Origin of the sequence: Clostridium senegalense JC122 (assembly GCF_000285575.1) — a bacterium.
Lineage (GTDB): Bacteria > Bacillota > Clostridia > Clostridiales > Clostridiaceae > Clostridium_J > Clostridium_J senegalense.
Map to the genome: position 1 here is coordinate 65,869 of NZ_HE611050.1, position 22,563 is coordinate 88,431.

23 protein-coding genes are annotated in these 22,563 nt (G+C 27.7%); all 23 read right to left on the bottom strand.

Going from position 1 to position 22,563, the window contains the following annotated elements; all coding sequences use genetic code 11:
- Positions 1 to 276 precede the first annotated feature (276 nt).
- The 23 genes from CSGHG_RS00655 to CSGHG_RS00765 all read right to left on the bottom strand — a co-directional run bounded on the left by CSGHG_RS00655 (position 277) and on the right by CSGHG_RS00765 (position 22,541).
- Positions 277 to 1,455 carry an FprA family A-type flavoprotein gene (locus CSGHG_RS00655; RefSeq protein WP_010291713.1) on the bottom strand — a complete coding sequence of 393 codons (1,179 nt, stop codon included), beginning with the start codon at positions 1,453 to 1,455 and terminating at the stop codon, positions 277 to 279.
- A 537-nt stretch (positions 1,456 to 1,992) separates the two neighbouring features.
- Positions 1,993 to 4,275, bottom strand: a complete 2,283-nt coding sequence (helD, locus tag CSGHG_RS00660) for an RNA polymerase recycling motor HelD (RefSeq protein ID WP_010291719.1) — start codon at positions 4,273 to 4,275, stop codon at positions 1,993 to 1,995.
- Between the two features lie 278 nt (positions 4,276 to 4,553).
- Entirely contained in the window at positions 4,554 to 5,021 is a 468-nt protein-coding gene (gene def, locus CSGHG_RS00665) for a peptide deformylase (RefSeq protein ID WP_010291723.1), read from the bottom strand.
- Between the two features lie 211 nt (positions 5,022 to 5,232).
- Positions 5,233 to 5,892 (bottom strand): V-type ATP synthase subunit D, encoded by a 660-nt coding sequence (locus CSGHG_RS00670; RefSeq protein ID WP_010291725.1) that lies wholly within the window; start codon positions 5,890 to 5,892, stop codon positions 5,233 to 5,235.
- A gap of 2 nt (positions 5,893 to 5,894) precedes the next feature.
- On the bottom strand, positions 5,895 to 7,277 hold the full coding sequence (locus CSGHG_RS00675; protein WP_010291727.1) for a V-type ATP synthase subunit B: 1,383 nt from the start codon (positions 7,275 to 7,277) through the stop codon (positions 5,895 to 5,897).
- Positions 7,270 to 9,045, bottom strand: coding sequence for a V-type ATP synthase subunit A (locus CSGHG_RS00680; RefSeq protein ID WP_010291731.1), 1,776 nt, complete (start codon positions 9,043 to 9,045; stop codon positions 7,270 to 7,272). Before CSGHG_RS00680 ends, CSGHG_RS00675 begins: the two co-directional genes overlap by 8 nt.
- 17 nt (positions 9,046 to 9,062) lie before the next feature.
- Positions 9,063 to 9,371 (bottom strand): V-type ATP synthase subunit F, encoded by a 309-nt coding sequence (locus CSGHG_RS00685; RefSeq protein WP_010291733.1) that lies wholly within the window; start codon positions 9,369 to 9,371, stop codon positions 9,063 to 9,065.
- Positions 9,364 to 10,365, bottom strand: coding sequence for a V-type ATP synthase subunit C (locus CSGHG_RS00690; RefSeq protein ID WP_010291735.1), 1,002 nt, complete (start codon positions 10,363 to 10,365; stop codon positions 9,364 to 9,366). The genes CSGHG_RS00685 and CSGHG_RS00690 overlap by 8 nt, the downstream gene beginning before the upstream one ends.
- 19 nt (positions 10,366 to 10,384) lie before the next feature.
- Positions 10,385 to 10,972, bottom strand: coding sequence for a V-type ATP synthase subunit E (locus CSGHG_RS00695; RefSeq protein ID WP_010291737.1), 588 nt, complete (start codon positions 10,970 to 10,972; stop codon positions 10,385 to 10,387).
- Positions 10,973 to 11,011: 39 nt separating this feature from the next.
- Positions 11,012 to 11,494 (bottom strand): V-type ATP synthase subunit K, encoded by a 483-nt coding sequence (locus CSGHG_RS00700; RefSeq protein ID WP_010291738.1) that lies wholly within the window; start codon positions 11,492 to 11,494, stop codon positions 11,012 to 11,014.
- A 13-nt stretch (positions 11,495 to 11,507) separates the two neighbouring features.
- The gene (locus CSGHG_RS00705; RefSeq protein WP_235700094.1) at positions 11,508 to 13,445 is read right to left on the bottom strand and encodes a V-type ATP synthase subunit I; all 1,938 of its coding nucleotides are present in this window, start codon (positions 13,443 to 13,445) and stop codon (positions 11,508 to 11,510) included.
- Position 13,446: 1 nt separating this feature from the next.
- Positions 13,447 to 13,773: a V-type sodium ATP synthase subunit G gene (locus tag CSGHG_RS00710; protein ID WP_010291740.1), complete on the bottom strand. Its 327-nt coding sequence runs from the start codon at positions 13,771 to 13,773 to the stop codon at positions 13,447 to 13,449.
- 489 nt (positions 13,774 to 14,262) lie between these two features.
- Complete coding sequence (locus CSGHG_RS00715; protein ID WP_010291741.1) at positions 14,263 to 15,963, bottom strand: B12-binding domain-containing radical SAM protein; 1,701 nt, start codon at positions 15,961 to 15,963, stop codon at positions 14,263 to 14,265.
- Complete coding sequence (locus CSGHG_RS19460; RefSeq protein WP_010291742.1) at positions 15,963 to 16,469, bottom strand: hypothetical protein; 507 nt, start codon at positions 16,467 to 16,469, stop codon at positions 15,963 to 15,965. Before CSGHG_RS19460 ends, CSGHG_RS00715 begins: the two co-directional genes overlap by 1 nt.
- A 198-nt stretch (positions 16,470 to 16,667) precedes the next feature.
- Complete coding sequence (locus tag CSGHG_RS00725) at positions 16,668 to 17,963, bottom strand: hypothetical protein (protein ID WP_010291743.1); 1,296 nt, start codon at positions 17,961 to 17,963, stop codon at positions 16,668 to 16,670.
- Positions 17,964 to 18,064: 101 nt separating this feature from the next.
- Positions 18,065 to 18,619, bottom strand: coding sequence for a non-canonical purine NTP pyrophosphatase (locus CSGHG_RS00730; protein ID WP_010291744.1), 555 nt, complete (start codon positions 18,617 to 18,619; stop codon positions 18,065 to 18,067).
- 295 nt (positions 18,620 to 18,914) lie between these two features.
- Complete coding sequence (locus CSGHG_RS00735) at positions 18,915 to 19,418, bottom strand: 2'-5' RNA ligase family protein (protein WP_010291745.1); 504 nt, start codon at positions 19,416 to 19,418, stop codon at positions 18,915 to 18,917.
- Between the two features lie 225 nt (positions 19,419 to 19,643).
- Positions 19,644 to 19,976, bottom strand: a complete 333-nt coding sequence (locus CSGHG_RS00740; RefSeq protein WP_010291747.1) for a hypothetical protein — start codon at positions 19,974 to 19,976, stop codon at positions 19,644 to 19,646.
- Between the two features lie 25 nt (positions 19,977 to 20,001).
- Positions 20,002 to 20,208, bottom strand: a complete 207-nt coding sequence (locus tag CSGHG_RS00745; protein ID WP_010291748.1) for an AAA family ATPase — start codon at positions 20,206 to 20,208, stop codon at positions 20,002 to 20,004.
- Positions 20,209 to 20,381: 173 nt separating this feature from the next.
- The gene (locus tag CSGHG_RS00750) at positions 20,382 to 20,747 is read right to left on the bottom strand and encodes a dATP/dGTP pyrophosphohydrolase domain-containing protein (RefSeq protein ID WP_010291749.1); all 366 of its coding nucleotides are present in this window, start codon (positions 20,745 to 20,747) and stop codon (positions 20,382 to 20,384) included.
- A gap of 79 nt (positions 20,748 to 20,826) precedes the next feature.
- Positions 20,827 to 21,126 carry a DUF6506 family protein gene (locus CSGHG_RS00755; RefSeq protein ID WP_010291750.1) on the bottom strand — a complete coding sequence of 100 codons (300 nt, stop codon included), beginning with the start codon at positions 21,124 to 21,126 and terminating at the stop codon, positions 20,827 to 20,829.
- Between the two features lie 78 nt (positions 21,127 to 21,204).
- Positions 21,205 to 21,669 (bottom strand): GNAT family N-acetyltransferase, encoded by a 465-nt coding sequence (locus CSGHG_RS00760; RefSeq protein ID WP_010291751.1) that lies wholly within the window; start codon positions 21,667 to 21,669, stop codon positions 21,205 to 21,207.
- Positions 21,670 to 21,761: 92 nt separating this feature from the next.
- Positions 21,762 to 22,541, bottom strand: coding sequence for a GNAT family N-acetyltransferase (locus CSGHG_RS00765; RefSeq protein WP_010291752.1), 780 nt, complete (start codon positions 22,539 to 22,541; stop codon positions 21,762 to 21,764).
- Positions 22,542 to 22,563 lie beyond the last annotated feature (22 nt).

Consider the following 22,563-nt stretch of genomic DNA (forward strand, 5'->3'; position numbering starts at 1 on the left):
AAAGAAAATTCTAAATTACTTAATCATATATTAAAATTTATTAATCAATTTTTGGGTATCAATTATTGGGTATCAATTAATAGAAATAAATATAATTATAAGTAGTTAAAAGTAAACGGATAAGTTTAAAAATCAACCTCTTTATTTGAAATTATTAAGCTTATGATAATTCCTTTAAAGAAAACATTAAAATATTATCTTTATATAAAACTCATCATAAAAAGACTGTTTTAAAATAAAATTAAAATTCCACTTTAAAACAGTCTTTAATAAATATTATTTAACTAACTCTAAATATTTTTCTACAAATTCTTCACATGCTTTAAAATCTTCTTCCCCTGGAACAAAGTTAAATTTAAATCCAAAATCTAAAGTTTTAAATTTAAGTTCTTTTAATCTATTATGAAGCATAGGAACACTTTCTCCACTCCAGCCATAAGATCCAAAAGATTCTGCTGCTTTTCCTCTATTTACTATAGCACTAACCCCAGTTAGTAAATTCCAACTTGGTGCAACAGCATCTTGATTTATAGTTGGTGAACCTATCAAAATCCCACTAGCCTTTTCAACCTTTCCTATTAATTCACATAGATTTTCACCTGTTATTTCATGAACTTCTGCTTTAATACCTTTTTTATTTATAGTATCTCCTATAAACTCTGCAATCTTCCCTGTATTCCCATAAGCTGAAACATAGAATATTTGTATATTCTTTTCATTTATCGGTTCTTCTTTAGCCCATTCTCTATATAATCTTTTAAATTTCTCTATATCTTCCTTAATATGAACTGGACCATGACTTGGAGCAATCATATCTAATTCTAAGCCATCTATTCTATCTAATCCCATATTTACAAATTTTTTAAATGGTCCCATTATGCAATCAAAATAATACTTCATTTCATCTACATAATCTCCACCACAATCTCCTGTTATACATCCCTTTGGAGAATAATGACATCCCATAACATCACATGTAAATAGAACTTTATCATATTCATCATATGTGAACATAGTATCTGGCCAATGTAAATTAGGTGCTGATATAAACTTAAGTGTTCTTTTTCCTATGTTTAAAGGTTCTGATGCAGCTAACCCATTAAATGGTTTGTTTAATATTCCTTCTAAGTATCTTAATGCAGCTTTTGATGCAATTACAGTCGCATTAGGATAAGCTTCTAAAACCTTTATTAATGACCCACTATGGTCTAACTCTGTATGATGAACTACTATATAGTCTATATCTTTGTCACCGATAACTTCTTTTATATTATTTAAAAATACATCTGAAAACTTGTCTTTTACAGAATCAAATAATACAACTTTTTCATCATTTATTAAATAAGAATTGTAAGTAGTACCTCGTTTTGTCTCCATTATTATATCGAAAATTTTAAGCTCTGGGTCATTTGCTCCAACCCAATATAAGTCTTTTTTTAATTCAGCTGGTTTCATTTTCTACTCCTCCATTTAAAACAATATTCTTATTTTATATTACATTGACTTATAGGGTTCCAAGTTGACTTTTAAAATTATCCATTCCAAAACTTTGATACCCAAAATAGTGAGACATGCTCTGAATCCCTTAGAATTCAACACTATATTTTGTATAAAAATATTTTGAAGTTATTGAATAAATTTAAATTTGAGCTTGTTTCCCTATAGAATTAAAAGTATAAAAGTCAAATAAGTTTTTAATACAATAATTCATCATGATTAAACTATTTTATAAATTAATATGTGTAATAATTATAGAAATTATAACTCTTTTAACATGATTATCCATACAATCAAAAAATAATTGTATGGATATAAATTTACCTTTAACATAATAGTTAAGATTTATAATCTATTAACTATTGATGTGAGTATTATCCTTAAGTTTTCTAATTTGATAAATATAAACGATATATTATTTAATATATAAATATTCTCTTTATGATAATATTTTAACATATATAACAATCATTTTCAACTAATAATTATTATTTTTTACACTATAAGATTAGATTTTTTCCCTTTATAAAATATATATTCTTTATGCAATGCTCTAGTTAAATTTACATATAACAACTTTTTATCAATCTCATCATTATTATAATTTTCTTCATTACAATTATAAATAATAGTAGCATCAAACTCTAAGCCTTTTGTCATATAACTTGGTATAATTATTTTTTTATTTTTTAATTCACTACTATTATTTCCTATGATAGTCCACTTATATTGAGTTAACTTATTAATTTCTTTTTCAAGCATTTTACACTCATCTATAGTCTTACATATTATAGCAATGCTCTCTTTATTATTTTTTTCTAAATCATCACATACAATATTTAATTTTTGGGCAAAATCCTTATTATCTAAAAACTCAACTATTTTAGGCACATCTCCATGTCTTAAAACCGGTTTAGCTGGTTTTATATTTAAATTTTGATGACTTAAAACCTTATTTGCAAAATCTATTATTTCTATAGTAGACCTATAACTTTGAGTTAAATTTATATAAGTAGCATCATCATCAAATACAGTTTTAATGAGTTTTTGCCAATCATTAATTCCTTTATAGCTATATATACCTTGCCCTAAATCTCCTACTATTGTTAATGAATTTTGTTTACTTAATAAATTTAGTATATACATTTCAAAGTAACTATAATCCTGAGCTTCATCAATTATGATATGAACATATTTCTTGCTTAAACCTTCTAATTTTAGTTTCAAATATACCATGTGTGCTAAATCTTCAATATCTATAACTTTGTTTTCAAAATTTTGTTTTGAACTTTCTACAATAAAATTAACTATATTCTCTGGAATTTGATTGTTAGTTATATGATTAAATAATTCCTTTGATAAACATAAATCTTTATATATTTCATTTATATTCTTTTGTTTCCACTTTTTAAAGAATTCCTTTAACTGTAAGGTTCCATTCTCTTTAAGTTTTGAAATTTTTAAATCCCTTTCATCATATAAGGAAATTATTTGTTTTCTCTTTTCTTCCTCTTGAATTTTTAAAGATTTAACATCTTTAATCTTGAAAAAATAATCTTCTTCTATATTTTCTTTAATAATTTGAATTTTATCCTTCAATTTTTTCTTAAAATATATTTCTATCTCTTCTTTTCTTTTCTTAATTGGCAAATGAATCATATCTCTAGCATAAAGCCTTTTTATTTCTTTTTTAGAAAACAACACATACTTATCTATTTTTATATCTTCCACATCTATATCTTGTTTTTCTAAGTATCTTATATATTTGTCTAAAAGCATCTTAAACGATAGAGATCCTTTTAGTTTACTAACAGCTTTTATATATTTTTCTTTTTCCTTACCTTTATTTTCTATTAATAATGCTAATTTTTCATCTTTAGTATAAATCTTGCCCTTATATCCTAAACTTTCTTTACATACATCTTCAAAAGTTTTTTGACACATATTAAATACACCCAAATTCGGAAGGACTTCAGATATGTAATCTAAAAATATTTTATTAGGTGCTACAACTAAAATTTCTTCATTTTTTACATCTTCATCGTATTCATAAACAAGATATGCAAGTCTATGGAGTGCTACAGTGGTTTTCCCAGACCCAGCTGACCCCTGTATTATAATAGGTTTGTTTTTATATGCTCTAATTATTTGATTCTGTTCATTTTGAATTGTTGCTACTACGTCTTTAAGCTTACTAGTTACATTTTGCTCTAAAGTAACTTTTAAAAATTCATCAGTAAGCTGTTCACCTTCCATACTATTTTTTAATATTATTTCATTGACCCCTTCATCATAAGCGTCTACAAGATTTCCGTCCTTTAACAGAAATTTTCTTTTTAGTTTTAAGTCTCCTTCTATAACTCCTGAAGGTGCTACATAATAGGATGCTCCATAAGTTCCACTGTAATAAAGATTGGCAATTGGTGCCCTCCAATCGATTACAACTTCTTCATTATTATTATTATCATTTATTCCAAATTTACCAATATAAAAACTTTCTGTATCCCTTCTTTTTTCTTTAAAATCAATACGTGCAAAATATGGTGAAACACTAGATTCTTCATATTTCTTTAGATTTTCAGAAGTAAATTTAAAAAGTTTTTCATAAACAAGTAAATCATTGCTGTAGGTACCTCCACTAGCCTTTTTCAAATTAGCTACTTTTTCCTCATATTGAGTATACTCATTCTTAATCTGTCCAGTCTTTTTTATTATCCATTCTTTTGTTTTATAAAAACGATTCTTTTCTAAAATCATTTCATCATTTTTTATTGCCATGTTAATCACCTACTATCTTTCAAATTTAGATTCAAGATATATTTTGATTTGGCTTTGAAAATTAAAACATTATAAAAATACTCTCTTATAATATCCATAGGATTTTATTAGAAAGCATTTTTATTTATAAACTGTATTAACATTATATCAAAAATTTATCATTTATAAAGGTATTTTTAATCTTATTTTTTCAAAATTAATATACATTTATAATTCTATATAATAAAAACTGTCTAAAATAACTTTTATTTTAAGACAGTTTTTTAATATACCATATTTTATTCTTCTACTAATTCGTACATTGCCTCTGCTTTTGACATATACATTATACCATCTAAGTGATCTATTTCATGACAAAATGCTCTTGCTAAGAATCCTTTTGCTTCGTATCTTACTCTTTGTCCCTCAATAGTCATTCCTTCAACTGTAACACTTGTAGGCCTTACAACCTCTCCTTCATGCATTACATAACTTAAGCATCCTTCATAATCCTTCTCACTTCCAGATTGCTTTATTATTTTAGGATTGAATAATAATATTTCATCTGATCCATTTCTAAGATTTATAAGAATTGCTTTTTTTAGTACTCCTATTTGTGGCGCTGCAAGCCCAACACCATCACAGTTATATAAAGTATCTCTTAAATCTTTAGCTAATTCTAAAACCTCTTTATCTATTTTTTTTATTGGTTCACATACTGATTCTAATCTTTTATCTCCAACTTGTAAAATTTCTCTTATTGCCATAGTTTCTCCTTCCAAATATATATAAATAGATATATTTTATAATTAATCTATAAATTGTCTTTTCCCGTTAAATCCTAATATATTATATAATATATTTCTATATATTTCTATGAATAATTTTAATAAGGCATATGAAAAGACATAAAAGTATAATTATGCCTAGTTTATAATATTACTTTTCATAAAAAAAAGGAACCCAAAGTTCCTTTTTTTAACTATTTGAAGCCTTAGCTTTTTGCTCTTCCATCATGCTCTTAACTTTCATAAGTCTTGTTAAGGCACCTCTTTCATTTTCATCAAGCTTCATTTTAATGTATTTGATTGTTTCTTGAAGTTGAGGTATTGTCATGTATTCAAGAGCATTAACTCTTCTTCTAGTCTTTTCAATTTCATCTGCCATAAGCTGAGTTGATTTTTCAACTTCCGCAAGTTCTAAAAGCTTTGGAAGAATTAAGTATAATTTTTCTAAAGATTCATCAAGTTCTATTGTTGTAGAAGCGAAACCATATGGATATATGCTTCCATTGTCTCCTTCTAACTTTCTTATAAATTCCATCACTGGAACATTAACACTCATTACGTTTTTAGTTGAAACATCTACTGATATACTTTCTTTTGGACATGCTAATGATGTTTCTAGCATTTCTGGCGGCATTGCTGCACTTGCCATAAAGAAATTTTTAAATACATCTTGAAGATTATCTTCAACTTCTGCTCTTAACTTATTATTATATTTAACAAGATCTATGAACCTTCTCATAAGTTCATCTTGCTTATCTTTTAAAAGCTTATGTCCTCTTGTAGCTGTAGTAAGTCTTTTTTTAAGTTTACTAAGCTCCATTCTCGTTGGATTAACATTTAGTTTTGCCATATTTAATCATCCTCTCTTAGAGGTAAATACTTCTCTAAATATTCGTCCCTGATTCTCTTAAGCTCCGTTCTAGGTAGTATAGTTAATAAGTCCCAACCTAATTTTAAAGTGTCTTCTATTGGTCTATTAGCATTAAAGCCTTGAGATACATACTGCTCTTCAAATGCTTCAGCAAATTTAGCAAAACTCTTATCTGTATCTGAAAGTGCAGCTTCTCCTAGGATAGCAGCAAGTTCTTTTGCTTGCTTTCCTTGTGCATAAGCTGAGAATAATTGGTTCATTGTATCTGCATGGTCTTCTCTAGTTTTACCTTTACCTATACCTTTATCCTTAAGTCTTGATAATGATGGAAGAACATCTATTGGAGGCATTATACCTTTTTTGTATAATTCTCTTGAAAGAATTATCTGTCCCTCTGTTATATATCCTGTAAGGTCAGGGATTGGGTGAGTCTTGTCATCCTCTGGCATTGTAAGTATTGGTATTTGTGTTATTGAACCTTCCTTACCTTTAATTCTTCCAGCTCTTTCATATAATGTAGAAAGGTCAGTATATAGATATCCTGGATATCCTCTTCTTCCTGGAACCTCTTTTCTTGCTGCTGAAACTTCACGAAGAGCTTCTGCATAGTTTGTTATATCTGTCATGATAACAAGTACGTGCATTCCTTTTTCATACGCTAAGTATTCAGCTGTTGTAAGAGCCATTCTTGGAGTAGCTATTCTCTCGATAGCTGGGTCAGATGCTAAGTTCATAAATAGAACTGATCTGTCTATAGCTCCTGTTTTTGTAAACTCTTCTACGAAGAATTCTGCTTCCTCAAAAGTTATACCTATTGCTGCGAAAACAACGGCAAATTTTGAATCAGAGTTTAAAACTTTTGCTTGTCTTGCAATTTGAGCTGCAAGTTCTGCGTGTGGAAGTCCTGATCCTGAGAAAACTGGAAGCTTTTGTCCTCTAACTAGAGTGTTTAATCCATCTATTGCAGATATACCTGTTTGTATAAACTCAGATGGATAGTTTCTAGCTACTGGGTTTATAGCTTCTCCATTTATATCTAATCTTTTTTCTGGTATTATGTCTGGACCATTATCTTTTGGTCTTCCCATACCATCGAATACTCTACCTAACATATCTTCAGATACGCCGATTTCTAGAGGTCTTCCTAAAAACTTAACTTTTGTTCCTTTTAAGTTTATTCCTGATGATCCTTCAAAAAGCTGAACCATAGCGTTGCTTCCGTTAACTTCTAGAACCTTACCTCTTCTTTTTTCTCCAGTCTGTAATTCGATTTCAACTAGTTCATCGTATTTTACACCTTCAACACCTTCAACAACCATTAAAGGTCCAACAACTTCAGTAACTGTTCTGTATTCTTTAAGCATCTAGGACACCTCCTTCCACGATTAATTTATCTACTTCTATAGCTAATTCTTTAGCTATATCGTCCATTCTGTCTATTTCTTCTTCAGGGATATATTTGCTTCTAGCAATCTTATCTCTTACTGGCATTTTTAATATCTTATCTAAATAAACTCCTGCTTCTAGAGCCTTATCAGCTTGAACGCCAAACTCTAAAACAAGTTTTAACATTTTATATTGTTTATCAAGTGAAGCATAAGTATCAACTTCGTGGAATGCATTTTGTTGTAGATAGTCTTCTCTTATAGATTTTGCAACCTCTAATTTTAATCTATCTTTTTCTGATAATGCATCCATACCGATAAGTCTTACGATTTCTTGAAGGCTAGATTCTTCTTGTAATAATGCCATAGCTTTTGTTCTAATTTCAGACCAATCGCTAGCTATTTGCTCATCCATCCATCCGCCTATCTTATCTAAGTATAGTGAATAAGAATTTAACCAGTTGATTGCTGGGAAGTGTCTTTGATATGCAAGTTGTGCATCTAGTCCCCAGAAAACTTTAACTATTCTTAAAGTACCTTGAGTAACTGGCTCTGATAAGTCTCCTCCTGGAGGTGATACCGCACCAATTGCAGTTACTGCACCTTCTCTTCCGTCTGATCCAAGTGCTATAACTTTACCAGCTCTCTCATAATAATCAGCAAGTCTTGATCCAAGGTATGCTGGATAACCTTCGTCTCCAGGCATCTCTTCAAGTCTTCCTGACATTTCTCTTAATGCCTCTGCCCAACGAGATGTTGAATCAGCCATTATTGATACTGAATATCCCATATCTCTAAAGTACTCAGCTATTGTTATTCCAGTATATATACAAGCTTCTCTTGCTGCAACTGGCATGTTTGATGTGTTAGCTATAAGAACTGTTCTTTTCATTAAGCTTTCACCAGTTTTTGGGTCTTTAAGTTCTGGGAATTCATTAAGAACGTCTGTCATCTCATTTCCACGCTCTCCACATCCAACATAAATAACTATTTCTGCATCTCCCCATTTAGCTACTTGGTGTTGAACAACTGTTTTTCCTGCTCCGAATGGTCCTGGAACTGCTGCAGCTCCACCTTTTGCTACTGGGAAAAATGTATCTATAACCCTTTGTCCTGTTGTCATTGGCTCTAATGGATTTAACTTTCTTGCAAATGGTCTACCTTTTCTTACAGGCCACTTTTGCATTAATGTTAATTCTTTATCTCCATTTGCAGTTTCAACTACATAAACTGTTTCTTCAACTGTAAATTCACCAGCTTTTATTTCTTTTATAGTTCCTTCTATTCCATAAGGTACCATTATTTTATGAAGTACAACTGGAGTTTCTTGAACTGTACCTACAATGTCTCCTGCAACTACTTTATCTCCAACTTTTGCAGTTGGTTTAAAATCCCATTTTCTAGTTCTGTTTAATGATTTAACAGATACTCCTTTTGTTAGGAATGCAGATTTTGCAGCCTCCATAAATGCATCTAGAGGTCTTTGTATTCCATCAAACATAGACTCCATAAGTCCTGGTCCAAGTTCAACACTTAGTGTTTCTCCAGTAGTTACAACTGGGTCTCCTGGTCCGATTCCTGAAGTTTCCTCATAAACCTGAATTGAAGCATTATCGCCTCTCATTTCTATGATTTCACCTATAAGACCACTTTCTCCAACTTTTACAACGTCATATATATTAGCTTCATCCATATCCTTAGCAACTACTAAGGGTCCTGAAACTTTAACTATTCTTCCGATCTTCAAGCTACATACCTACCTTTCTATAAGATATTTACACCTACAGCCTTCTCAACATTATCACTAATTCTTTTCTTACCAATGTTTAAACTACCTTGGTTACTTGGAATTAATATAATAGATGGAAGTAATTCTCTAGTATATCTTTCAATAGTCTCTTCTAAATGCTGCGCTAATTGCTCAGTAATAAATATAACTGCATATTCATTACGTGCTAATCTATCTATTGCTTTTCTAGCTTCTTCTACTTCAACAACTGGAAATACATCAACTCCTATAGCCTTAAAAGCTAATACAGAATCCTTATCTCCTATAACACCTATCTTATGCATATATATCACGCAACCTTTCTCTTATAATATTGCTTTCCACTTTATTAAGCTTACCTGCAAGTATTATTCTTACAACTTTCAGTTCCGTTTCTTTAGCCATTATATATGCAATTATAGGCTCTGGTCCAAAGTTTACTCCTTTTGCACCTTTTATATAATCCATTAGATAATTATCAGAATGAACTTCTATTGAAGTATACTTCTTAGTTGAAGCATAATCTTCAACTACTAATTTTAAAACTTTATCATATCCATATTTTGATACTATTTCTATAAAGTTTTCAAAACTAATACTTAATCCTTCTATAAGTGTAGATTGTGGTATGTATCCACCTTCTATTAAAACTCCTTCTAAAAACTTCATGTCTTTATCTTGAGCTTTTACTCTAAGCATTATTTTTATATTAGTTAAATCTATAGTTCTTCTTATATAACCTTCTATAAACTCAAATTTGCTTTCTTTAGCTCTTTTAAGCATATCTTCATAAAGGTATCTATCTAAAATTATATCTATTCTTTGAGAATCTTTATTTTCTTCATAATCATTCTCAGCTTTTTTTATGGCCTCTCTCATTATAGGCTCTAGTCCTTTTAAATCACCAGTTACAATAGATGTCTTTAATTTTTCGACATCTATTGATCCAACTGGAATTAGTAAGGAAGATAAATCTTTATCTAAGATTTTTTCCTTCTCTAAAACTTTAATGTTATGATAATCATATTTTAAATTCATGATATCAACAATTAATTTATCAGGAGAAACCTCATACATAAGAGAGTATAATTTTTTTAACTCCTCATTTAATGCAACTTCATAATCCTCAACTCTTTTTAATAATGAAATACTTTCATTATACTGAGTTTCTGATAAAACCCTTATTGCTTCTTCTAATGAAGCACTTTCTATCATTCTTTCAAGCTTCATCTTATCAAGGAGTTTAGTTTCAATAACTCTTAGCCTAGCCACAGCATGAGTAAATTCCATTCTATCCATATGGCTATCCTCCTTAAAATTAATTAAATAACATATTTGCTACTTCATTCTCTAAATCATATCTTAAAGAATCTATAACATCTGCAAAAGAACAGTTGATTTCTATACCATCCTTAGATAGTATAAATCCGCCATTTATTTCTCTTGTTTCTTCACTTAAGATAATTTTTACATTCTTTAACTCTTTGTTTAACTCATTTAAGAATTCAGAAGTTATTTTTTCTTTATCTTTAGAAGCAACTATTATGTTTTGTTCCCCACTTATAGGCAGTGATTTTATTTGATCCTTAACATATGATAAGAATTGTTCTTTATTCATAGCATTAAGTTTTTTTACTGCTTCGCTAAAAACTTTATTTATAACTGTTTGCTTTGCAACAAGTTTTTCATTTCTAACTTTTAACTCAGTTTTAGAAATAGCTCTATCAAAAAGGTTTTTTCCTTCTAACTTTGCCTTTTCTATAACATTTTGTGCTGATTTTTCTGCTTCTTTTTTCTTTTTCTCAATTATTTGAGATTCTTTTTCTTTAGCCTCTGCAATTATATTATCTGCCTTTTTTTTAGCATCTTCTATAATCTTAGAAGTTAAATTATCTAAATTTGACATTTAAAAATCACGTCCTTAATACTAAATTCTTTTTTATACTTAGAACTGAGCATTTAAGATTAGAAGTAGTGACATAACGAATCCTAAAAGTGCATATGTCTCAACCATAACTGTTAATATGATACCTTTTGTGTTATGCTCTGGTTTTTTAGCTAATATTTGAACTGCTGCTGCTGCTGTTCTAGCCTGAGATATAGCTGATTTCCAACCTGCAAATGCTATTGGTAAACATGCTGCAAATAAATATAATCCGTTTGCAAGAGACATATCTGTACTAACTTGGAATGAAACCATAAGTGCTATAACGAAACCATATAAACCTTGTGTACCTGGTAGTAACTCTAATATAAGAACTTTACCGAATTTTTCTGGCTCCTCTGTTATTAATCCTGTTGCTGCTTCTCCAACCATACCAACACCTTTAGCTGATCCTATTCCTGGAAGTATAGCTGCTAAAGCAATACCCATTGCTGCAAAAAATATTCCTGAGTTTTGTAATAAAAATTCTGTTATTGTTGTCATGAAAAATTCCTCCTTATTTCTTCGTGATATTCACATATTTTGAACTATATTTTAATGGTTTGAAAGCAGTTCCACCGCCTTCATAGAATTTGCCAAAATACTCTAAATATTGCAATCTACAAGTATGAACATATGCTCCTAATGCATTTATAAATAAGTTAAATATATGTCCTACTACGAATATTAATCCACCTGCTAAAATTTTAGCTATAGGGTTTCCAAACATTCCTATCATCATATTAAATGCCATACTTATAAATCCTGTTGCAAGTCCTAATGCTGCAAGTCTTGTGTAAGATACTAAATCTCCAACATAACCTGTAATACCGTATAAAGCATAGAAACCTTGGCCTAACTTACCTGCTATTCCTTTTTCTTCTCTTCCGTTTGTCAATATGATTAATATTGCAGAAACTAAAGCTAAGTATTTACAAACTGTAGTTAAAGTTGGATTATTAATTACTCCAAAAGCACTTAAGCCCCAAAGTATTAATCCTCCAAGTATTCCATACCAAAGTCCTACATCCCATAATGCATCTAAAATCTTTCCATCTCTTATATACATATATGCTTTTATCGCAAGACCTACAGTAATTTGCACTAATCCTAATGCTACTGATACTATCATAAGCATCATTACATCACTATCTGGTTTCATCCAAAGTGCTGGAAGTGAAATAGCATCTCCAAAGTAACTTCCATACATTATTCCCCAGAAAGTTGTAGATAATCCTAAATAGCAAAACATTTTAAATGATTTTCTCATATCATCTTCTAGGTTGAATAATTTTAATCCAATTAATGTACCTAAGAAAAGTATTATTCCATAGGCTGCATCTGATAGCATCATACCAAAGAATAATATATAAAATGGCATAAGGAATACCGTTGGATCTATTTCTGTATACCTTGGCAAACTATACATCTCTGTAATTGGTTCAAAAGCTTCTGTTAGCTTACCATTTCTAAGCAATACCGGTGTTTCATCACCTTCTGCATCTTCAATTTCTAAATAATAATTATCGCTTAGTGTATCTTTAAGCATTTTTTCAAAGTCATTTGAATCTTCACAAGGCACATATCCTTCAACAACGAATATATTGCTACTTGCTAAAAACTTCTCATAACTTTTTAATCTTGCAAGTTCACTTTCACAATGTTCAAAAACTAATTTAAATTCTTGCAAATGCATAAGGTGTTGTCTTATTTCTTCATTTATCTCTTTTAATTCATTTTTAATTTCTTGTATTTTGTCTTTAAATTCTTTTATAACTTCACCTGGTACTGATTGATATTCATACTGTACTCTTGTAAAGCTATATCTTTTTAAAATGATATCTATATCTTTCAAATTTTCTTTATGGAAAATCATTAAGATATTTGCTTCTCTACTATCTTCGCCTATAGTCTCAATATAAGAAGTATCAAAGCTATTGCCTATTTCTTCTCTTAAATTTTCTAAGAAATTTTTAGGAATAGTTCCTAAATAAGCAATAGTATTTTTAAAACCTTTTACATCACTCATAGGCATATCTAAATTAATCCATTTACTTAACTCTTCAATGTCGCCTTTAAGTTTGCTTATATGTTGATTTTTTTCAGTTATATTATTTTCTAACTGTTTTAATGCAACATATTCGTTTTTCCAACTTATATTCTCAACTCTTTTTTCAAGTTCTTCATAAGTTAAAGAATCTTTTCCTTGCTTAAGCTCATTAAGCATTCCCTTTTTTTCTTCATACTTGCTTAAAAAATCAATAGCAAATTTTACTTGGGCCTGCTTATCTTCAACTTCAGATATTTCAACATAAGCGGAATCTTGCTTTAAATACTCTTTATACTGTTCATCTTCAACATTAAATTCTGTAAACTGAACAGCTTGTAACCTTTGCAGATTTTGTAAAAGTTCTTTTTTCTGTGACTGAAAGGCTAAAAGAGTAAATTTCTTCATTTTAACTATTGCCATTGAAATTCACTATCCTCTCAATTACTGATTTAACTGCTTTTGGGAAGTTGTCACTTTCTGAATTTAAAATTTCTTGTACTTCTTTTTTCCCTCTTTCTAAAATCGGCTTGCATTTTTCATTGCTATCTTCTAAGAATTTAGCTTTTATAACTTCGCCTTCTTTAGTTGCTTTTGAAAGAATTTCATCATATTGATTTTTAGCTTTTTTTTCTGCATTCATTATTAATGTTTTGCCTTCAACTTTTGCTTCATCAATAACTTTTATAGCTTCTTCCTCTGCTAGTTTAACTTTGTTAATTGCTTCTAATGCCAAAATATCACCACCTTTATATATTAATTATAAGAATATATGCTTTGTAAATTTAATTATTTTAAATAAACGTCATATATCTTATAAAACATATCGAATTACTTTTAAAGAGTTTTTATTTACCACATATTATAAGTAATTTTTACAAATTAAACAAGCCTTATATTAAAAATATTATAAATTTTAACATATTTTTAACAAAGTTTTTTAATGTGTTAAATTTATTTGAGTGAATATTTTTTTAATTTAATTTAATTTAAAATTAAAAAATTATTAATCTTATTAATTATATTATACATATTTCTGCATAAAAAAATGCTCTTTTTACTTATTTTTTTCTTTTATTATTGATATAAAACTAATTTTATCATAAAAATCTACTTTTTTATATACAATATTAAAAATAATAAGATCAAAGAGCACACTGAAAACGTTGTAAATTCACATATTATTTAGTATATTTTTTAACAAAGTTTTTACAATTATTTTCTCTTAATAGTAATTTTCCACTGTCATATATCCATCTTTTTCATTATAGAAAGCTAAATAAAAATCTTCCCTTTTAATATTCCCTAAATTTAAATATTCTTGCATGTTATATTTAAATTTAATTATATGTATTTCATTTCCATTTTTAATTTTCTCATCTTTCACTAATAAATCTTTAATTTTACGTTCCATAACTTTATCATTTTCTGCTGATAAGAAATTAGGTAGCCCTCTTTTCTTATTAAAATACAAGTAATCAAATTTTATTAGTTCTTTTAAAAACTCACTATTTTCCTTTAGATATTCCTCGTTAAATTCAAGGAATACTTTATAATAATCTTGAGAAGAAATTTTTCTTTTAAAATATCCTTTGTTATCATAAAATCTAGATAACTCATAATAAAAATCAAAAGGACTTTCAAATTTATTTATGTTATCAAAATATTTAACTATGTTATTAAATTTCCCACTATTTAAATATTTATCAACCATATGTTCAATTTTTTTCAAAATCCTTAGTTCTTCATAGCTAATATCCTTTGTTGATAAAACTTCATAAGGTGGATACTGACTATATTTCATGCCCCACTTTTCTGCCTCTAATGTCATAGGTGAGCCCTTAAGCAATTTTAAAAAACCTAATTGCAATTCATCTGGACCTATTTTATAAACATCATTAAAAGATTTTTTGAAAGACTGAAAATCTTCACCTGGAAGTCCTGCTATTAAATCTAAATGCTGCATTATATTTTTTAAACCTTTTAATTCTTCAACTTTCTCTTTTATTTCAGAAAAGTTTACATGTCTGTTTATGTTAGCCAAAACATTATCATTAGTTGTTTGAACACCTACTTCAAATTGAAATAAACCAACTTTAGCCCTTGATAATGTTCTTATAGATTTTTCTCTTAATAAATCTGCTGATATTTCAAAATGAAATCTTGTATCACAAGGATTTTCTATAAGAAAGTTCCAAATTTGATTAGCAAATTCTTCATTACAATTAAATGTTCTATCAACAAATTTTACAAGACGAACTTTTTTATCAATAAAATACTTTAATTCTTTTTTTACTCTTTCTATGTCTAGAAATCTAACACCGTGAAATGTTGAAGAAAGGCAATACTTACAATTAAAAGGACATCCTCTTGATGCTTCATAATAAACAATCTTATTTTCTAAATCTTCATCTTCTTTATAAGGAAACACTATTTGTTCCATATTCATAAGGTTTCTTCTTCCACTATATTTAACTTTATTTTCTTCTTTAAAATATAATCCATTAATATTAGACCAATCTATAGTTTCTCCATTATCTTCTCTTAGTTTATTAATTATGAATTCCTTATAGGTTTCTTCACCTTCACCCTCAATCAAAAACTCACCTACATTATTTTCTAAAAATCCTTTACCATCATAACTTACTTCTGGACCACCGTAAAAAATAGTGATGTTTTCATCTATTTTTTTAACATTATTTGCAATTCTTTCCACATATTCCAAATTCCATATATAGCACGAAAAACCTAGAACACTAGGTTTTTTCTCTATAATATCTGCTACAACTCTTTCTATATTATCATTGATAGAAAACTCTATAGTTTCGCAGTCATAATTTAATTCTTCTGTATATGCTTTTAAATATCTTATAGCTAAATTACTATGAATATATTTTGCATTTACACCTACTAATAAAACCTTCATTAATTTTTTCTCCTTTTTTTGCACATTATATAGTATATTTGAGCGCCACTTTTAAAGTCTAAAATTTGAAATTCTTTCTCTAAAAGAGCTAATGTTTTTTCTCCTGAACTTTGTTTTAAAGGATTATTATCTTTTATATCAAACTCTTTTAAACTTTTATCTGGCATATAAACTTTTATATGATTTTCATAAGGTTTTAACCCTTCTTTATCTATATCCCATATATATAATAATCCATCATTCTTTAAACAACAGTGTATTTCGTCTATTATTTTTTGTTTTTCTATATTGTTTATTATAGAGCTTAATGAAAAAAACAAAACACAATTATCATATTTCTTTTCTTTTATATTACTTTTCTTACCCTTTTCTATATATTCCACATCGCCATTTTTATCATAACTCTTGAATAGATTATATATTATACCATAATTGTCACGACCTATGTCTAAAATATCTCCTGCTAAAATGGTTTCTTCTAAATTTATAAAAACAGACTGTTCCATTAAATATCACCTCATAAAAATAAATTTCATATATAAGTAATATTTCTATAACAGCATTGCATTTCCTTCCATTTTATGTAATTTGATTCTTGTAATATATTTTATCATTTAAAATTAAAATATTTATATAAAAATTTAAGACTTAGTATTGTTAACTAAGCCTTAAATAATAATTTACTATCTATTTTACAATATAAATTACTTTATTACAAAAAAAGTTGTTACAATTACAGCTGTAAGTAAAATAGCTATAACATAGGTAAATAATTCTGCTGAATTAAACATACTTTTCTCAGCATCATTAATATTTGCCTCATATAAGCATCCTTGAGATGTTTCTAGAATTCCAATACCACTATTTGTTGTTTTTATAGATTTAACATTAGATTTTTTCCCTAAAGAAATAAATTCTTTTGCTGTTTTTTCACTACTGCATACAAATATACATTTTTCTATATCATCATAAAAATATATATCATCAGTTTCTCCTAAAATTCCTTTTGAGTCTACAGCTAATGATTTTATTGCAGATACCTTATCATGCTCATATCCTGGTCCTTGAGGAGTAGGATTGGGATGTTTACTAAGTAAAAAACTTTCCGTTTTTTCATCTTCATCCATAAATTTAGGTGAAGTTACAGGATCTCCGCCTGAAAAATCTGGAAAACCATACCATTCATCTTTTTTTATTTCATATATATAATCTTTATCATTACAAATAGGTCTTACCCCTCTGTACTCCATTCCTCCAACTGATGCATAAATCTTACCTTTGCTGCTAAAATCTAATCCTGTTATATTCCTTATTCCCCAAGCAAAGGTTTCATATTGCTCATTTTCTAAATTATACATAATCAAAGTGGAATTTCCTATTTTCTCTCCTGGTATTACTTGTCCATCAAAACTTTCTTTTCCTTTTTCTTTAAAAGCACCTGTATTATCTTTCCCAAAATTAACTTCTTTCAAAATTAGTTCTTTTGCACTATGGTCTTTCTCCAACGGAAATTCCTTTGTCCAATGATTATCTTCTCCAACAACTCCAGAATTAGTAGCAGCACCAACAGAAGCTATTAGACAATTGCCACTTACTTTTATAAAGACATCTTTATAATCACCAAAATTAGGAATATCATCAATACATTCTTTTAATTTTTCACTTTGCAAATTATAAGAGTAAATCTTATTACCAGAAGAAAAATATAATATATTATCCTTATAATCCATACTTTTAATATCAAAATCTTTATTTGAAACCACCGTATAGCTCTTACCATCTTTTTCAACTACTATAATTCTTTTTTTAAAGGCTATGTAATAATTATCTAAATTATCTTTAACAAAATCTTTTGCACCTTTTAAACCTTTAAGTTTTAATTCTAACTTTGCATTTGAAACATTTGAGCCTACTCCATAATCTTGTTTTTTTGCATTTACAAAAATAAATGTTGATACTATTATTAATAAAATAAATGCTAGCCCCGCCTTTTTTTTCATAAACTCACTCCACAACTCTTATATTTAGTTTTATTATATATATATTTAAGTTGTGTCTTTTAAATTACTAATCTATCATATTTGTATATTACTTTTTAATTTTAATATGTCTCAATCCATTTTTTAAAATCTTTATCATTGCTATTTCTACTCCAAAATGCTATTGATTCCTCTTCTGTTAATTCTGACAATGTACAATTTAATCCTTCTGGTATAACAATTTTGTCAATGCTAGATCCCCTTTCACATGTAATTTTCTTTATAATTTCTCCTTTAGTTTCATGTTCAAAAACTTTAATTTCACCGTCTTTTGAACAATATGCTAAACATTCTCTAATACAAATACTTCTATCTTCTTTATTCTCTAACATTCTTAAAATATCTTCTGCACTTAACCAATTATTAATATATTTTATATAAGGTCCTGGAAAGCCTCTTAATGAATTGACGTAAAATCCTGCATCAGTTACTATAACTGAACTGTTTAGTTTTTCACTTGCCCATTTAGCTGAATACGCAGCAACATCACAAACATTAAAGCTTTGTATCTCAGGTGTATCTAATTTTTTTTGAATTAAGTTTATATTACTGCCTTCAAAAACCTTTTTTGCAATTTCAAATTTAAGATTATTGCCAGTTACATAAATTATATCCACACTAACTCCACCTATCTATTAGTTAAAATTTCTCTGCGTTTTAAAAAGTATATATTCTATCTAAATTCCATTTCATATCCATTAAAATTTACCCCTTAACACTATAATTTTAGAATTTTTAGATTTAGATTTTTGCTTATATAATTTTGTTTATAAAAAATATTCTTCACTTAAATATGAGTGTAAAGCTAAGCTACTTTATTCTAATAAAATATTTTTTTAAATTTATTACCACATTATGTGATAATAAATAATTTAAATAAGCTATTCATTGAAAATAGTACTTCCATAAGTCTTATTTTATTATTTTTATAATCTTAAAAGTACCTGGTTTTCCATCTTCGGAAACACCAATTGCATAACTATTAATTACCAACTTATCATTAAATTCTTCTTCATTAAGTAAATTAAACATCTCTGTTAATTTTTCCTCATTCTTATCTAAATACAATGTTGAATGAAATTTAAAATCCTTGTCAAATTCATGCTGATAAATATTTAAGTTATATAGCAAAGCTTCATCAAGATTATCATGTATACTTTTTAACTTTTCATTTTCCTTAATAGTTAACCAAATAATCGATGGAATTCTATTAATTCCTATTACATCAACTGCTAGTGGCCCCATTCCACTTAGCGTATTTTCTATTATTTTAATTGCATTTAAATATTCTTTACACTGGAATGAAATCTTCAATGAAATATGTTGAGGTAAAGAAAATGTAACATCATCTAATCCTATATTGCAATTATAGATATTACATCTATCTCTAACTTTTTTTTCATATTCTTTTGGCAATAATGCACCTACCCAAATAAATATATTTATTTCCCCCTTAAATTGCTAATTATACATTAGTCAATTAATTTTTCTTCTCTCATTTTGCTACATGATTTATGAGATATTATCGTACAATCTCTTAGTGAACTATTTCCCCAAATATGATACCAATAATAATGTGTATTTTTTATATCCTTATTGTTATATATTAATGTGATATTGAATCAAATAACTTCTAAAACCTTATCTTATATTTATATCAACTACTTGAAAAATTTCTTGAAAATCAACCTCTGCAAAATTAGTTGTATCTATATCTAAGTTAATGCTATTTTCAATATCTAACTTGAAATTTCTATTAATTATTTTATCTTTAAAATCATCTATTCCATTTATAACTCTTATATGACCAGGATGTCTATCACCTGATAAATTGCGATTTATAAATCTTTCATATAAAATTTCACAATTAGCATAACAATATAATTGCACTACTTTATACATATATTTTGATTTTATAGAATTGAAAATGTTGCTAGCATATTTATTATCAAAATTTCCTTCAACAATAAACACTTTACCTGTTTGAGCTAACTTTTCACTAAAAAAAATATGTTAATTCAAAGCTAGCAATACCTAATTCTGTCGTCCATTTTGAATCTTTTACTTCTAAGCTTTTAAATAATAACTCTTTAATTTCATCTTTATTTATTTTAGGCAAACCATATTTTTTAGCTAATTCATTACTTAAAGTTGTTTTTCCTGTTGCAGGTGCACCTGTAATTATAATCATTACATTCCCTGTCATAAGTATCCCACAACCTCTCATTTAATATTTTCTTAAGTTAAGACCATAAATCTATTTTAACTTGTAGAATTTTGAATAAGTACATTAATCTATGAGTGTTAAAATTTGTACTAAATTATATCTATAATTAATATATTTTCTATATAAATCTTATAATAGCCTCACTCGCAATTCTATTTGATTTCTTGTAAATAATTAGCATGTTCTTCATTCCAGTTACGTCCCATATTCTTATGATATTTTTTAATATATGCAGATGATAATTCTTCTGCTGATATACCATAACATAATAATGCATCATTCATAAACATCATAACGTCAACAAACTCCTCGATAAATGCATTTCTGACAGTTGCATTATTCATAATATCATTCTCTCCACACTTTTTTATAACAGAAACAATTTCGCCGAATTCTTCCATCATCCACAATAAACAACTTCTCCCATACTCTGGTGTAAGAGCATGCCATTTTTCTTTATGTTTATCTTGCAACTCTTTTTGAATATTCTGAATATCTTTTAATGATAAAATATCCACGTAAATGCCCCCTATTTAACTACAATATTTTAACTTGCTCTATAAAATTCAAATTCAACAATTATATAATTCTTATCTTTTATTCTCCAAAAAACTTCTCAAATAAATTATCTTGCTCAGCCTTATGCGTAATATAACCAATAGCTATTTTATTATTTGTAAGTTCTATCATCTTTTCAACTTTTTCCGCTCCAAAGGCACCGCATAATTCAATTGCTCCAACTCCTTCTTTTTCTAAAAGAATAAGCTTCTCGCATGCCTCTTTAAAATTTCTAACAGTAAAAATATAAGTGATTTGTTTTTCAGTCTCAAAACAAGCTTTATGTTCTGTTGGATTATAGTGACCTCCCATAAGTAAAAATGCAAACTTTTTCTTCATATTAAATTACCCCCATTTTTATAATTATTTTTTATTATATTAAACTAATTAATTTACATTTTGTAACTAAACACATCCTTATAATATAAATTCCATTGGTGTAAATACAATCCCTTGAAAATTTTGTTCCTTGCTTAAATCTTTGAATCCTATTTCATGATAAAAAGGCACTGCATAAGGCGAAGCATTCAATGTTATTTTTTCAACTTTCTTTTTTCTTAGTTCTGTAATCATATAATTGAACAAATTTGTTGCAATACCCTTTCTATGAAACTCTTTGTCTACAAAAACACATGATACATGATTATTTTCACTTACTGATATAATCCCAGTAATTTCTTGTTCTAAATATGCTCCATACATAAATTGTTTACCATTTTTAAAACGTTCTTTAAATTCTTCACTTTCAATAAAATTATTTTTAAAATTATCTACGGCCTCTTTACTATAATCTGGTGCAACAAATTCTGAAAATACATTCCAAATTAATGAAAATGCTTTATCCAATTCTTTATTTTCTACTCTTCTAATTAAATAGTTCATTTTTTCAATGTCAACTCCCTATAAAACTAATAAAAATATAATATTAATCAGTTTTTTAAAATCTATTAACTTTTTTTACCATAGCTCACTTCTTAATGCAACTTAAGAAACAAATCTATTCTTTCGCCTATTTTGCTAAAACCAATTTTTTTGTACATTTCTTTTGCAGTATCCTCCTCATCAGTAATAAGATATATAGTATGACATTTTTCCTTTATAGCTGTATTAATTAAGCTCTTTAAAATTGTTGTTCCATATCCCTTACGTTGATATCTAGGAATAACAGCAAAATCTTCAATTTTGGCAATTCCTTTATATATGAATAAATCACAATTGCCTATTACTTGTCCATTATGATAACAAAGATAAGAATTAACTCCTTTATCAGAAATGTATACTTTTCCACGTCTATAACTTCTCCTTGTACAAAAGTCTTTTCCAAGTGTTTTCTCATCATGTTGTAAATCACAATACAAAATATCATTTACCATTTTTTCATTACTAACTTTTTTTACTATACAATCTGGTATAGCTTTCAATTTTGAAAAATATTCATTATCAAAAATATAATATCCATTTATAGATACTTCTGAATCATATTTCAAACTAGAAATCAGTGAACTATTAATATTATAATTTGAAAGAATATTGCAATAATTCTCTTCTTCACATAGTCTTAATGAAATTTCATTTTTTATGATATTTCTTAGTTCATTTTCACTCATTGAATTTTTTATATAAGTATAATTATGATAATACATATCCTTCAACTCATTATCACGAAATCTAATTCTATTTTTATCTTCATAAGAATCTGAGAAACATTGTATATATTTAGTTTCACACTCTACAATTTTTTCATCTATCAACATAATATTCCCCCATACAGTTTAA

Excerpts from the sequence above, each read along its gene's own strand:
- CSGHG_RS00690 (WP_010291735.1), bottom strand. The coding sequence starts at position 10,365 with ATGGATAGAATGGAATTTACTCATGCTGTGGCTAGGCTAAGAGTTATT.
- CSGHG_RS00700 (WP_010291738.1), bottom strand. The coding sequence starts at position 11,494 with ATGACAACAATAACAGAATTTTTATTACAAAACTCAGGAATATTTTTT.
- CSGHG_RS00670 (WP_010291725.1), bottom strand. The coding sequence starts at position 5,892 with ATGGCAAAACTAAATGTTAATCCAACGAGAATGGAGCTTAGTAAACTT.
- CSGHG_RS00675 (WP_010291727.1), bottom strand. The coding sequence starts at position 7,277 with ATGCTTAAAGAATACAGAACAGTTACTGAAGTTGTTGGACCTTTAATG.
- CSGHG_RS00765 (WP_010291752.1), bottom strand. The coding sequence starts at position 22,541 with ATGTTGATAGATGAAAAAATTGTAGAGTGTGAAACTAAATATATACAA.
- CSGHG_RS00760 (WP_010291751.1), bottom strand. The coding sequence starts at position 21,669 with ATGAACTATTTAATTAGAAGAGTAGAAAATAAAGAATTGGATAAAGCA.
- CSGHG_RS00755 (WP_010291750.1), bottom strand. The coding sequence starts at position 21,126 with ATGAAGAAAAAGTTTGCATTTTTACTTATGGGAGGTCACTATAATCCA.
- CSGHG_RS19460 (WP_010291742.1), bottom strand. The coding sequence starts at position 16,469 with ATGGAACAGTCTGTTTTTATAAATTTAGAAGAAACCATTTTAGCAGGA.
- CSGHG_RS00745 (WP_010291748.1), bottom strand. The coding sequence starts at position 20,208 with ATGACAGGGAATGTAATGATTATAATTACAGGTGCACCTGCAACAGGA.
- helD (WP_010291719.1), bottom strand. The coding sequence starts at position 4,275 with ATGGCAATAAAAAATGATGAAATGATTTTAGAAAAGAATCGTTTTTAT.
- CSGHG_RS00705 (WP_235700094.1), bottom strand. The coding sequence starts at position 13,445 with ATGAAGAAATTTACTCTTTTAGCCTTTCAGTCACAGAAAAAAGAACTT.
- CSGHG_RS00685 (WP_010291733.1), bottom strand. The coding sequence starts at position 9,371 with ATGCATAAGATAGGTGTTATAGGAGATAAGGATTCTGTATTAGCTTTT.
- CSGHG_RS00725 (WP_010291743.1), bottom strand. The coding sequence starts at position 17,963 with ATGAAAAAAAAGGCGGGGCTAGCATTTATTTTATTAATAATAGTATCA.
- CSGHG_RS00695 (WP_010291737.1), bottom strand. The coding sequence starts at position 10,972 with ATGTCAAATTTAGATAATTTAACTTCTAAGATTATAGAAGATGCTAAA.
- CSGHG_RS00715 (WP_010291741.1), bottom strand. The coding sequence starts at position 15,963 with ATGAAGGTTTTATTAGTAGGTGTAAATGCAAAATATATTCATAGTAAT.
- def (WP_010291723.1), bottom strand. The coding sequence starts at position 5,021 with ATGGCAATAAGAGAAATTTTACAAGTTGGAGATAAAAGATTAGAATCA.
- CSGHG_RS00655 (WP_010291713.1), bottom strand. The coding sequence starts at position 1,455 with ATGAAACCAGCTGAATTAAAAAAAGACTTATATTGGGTTGGAGCAAAT.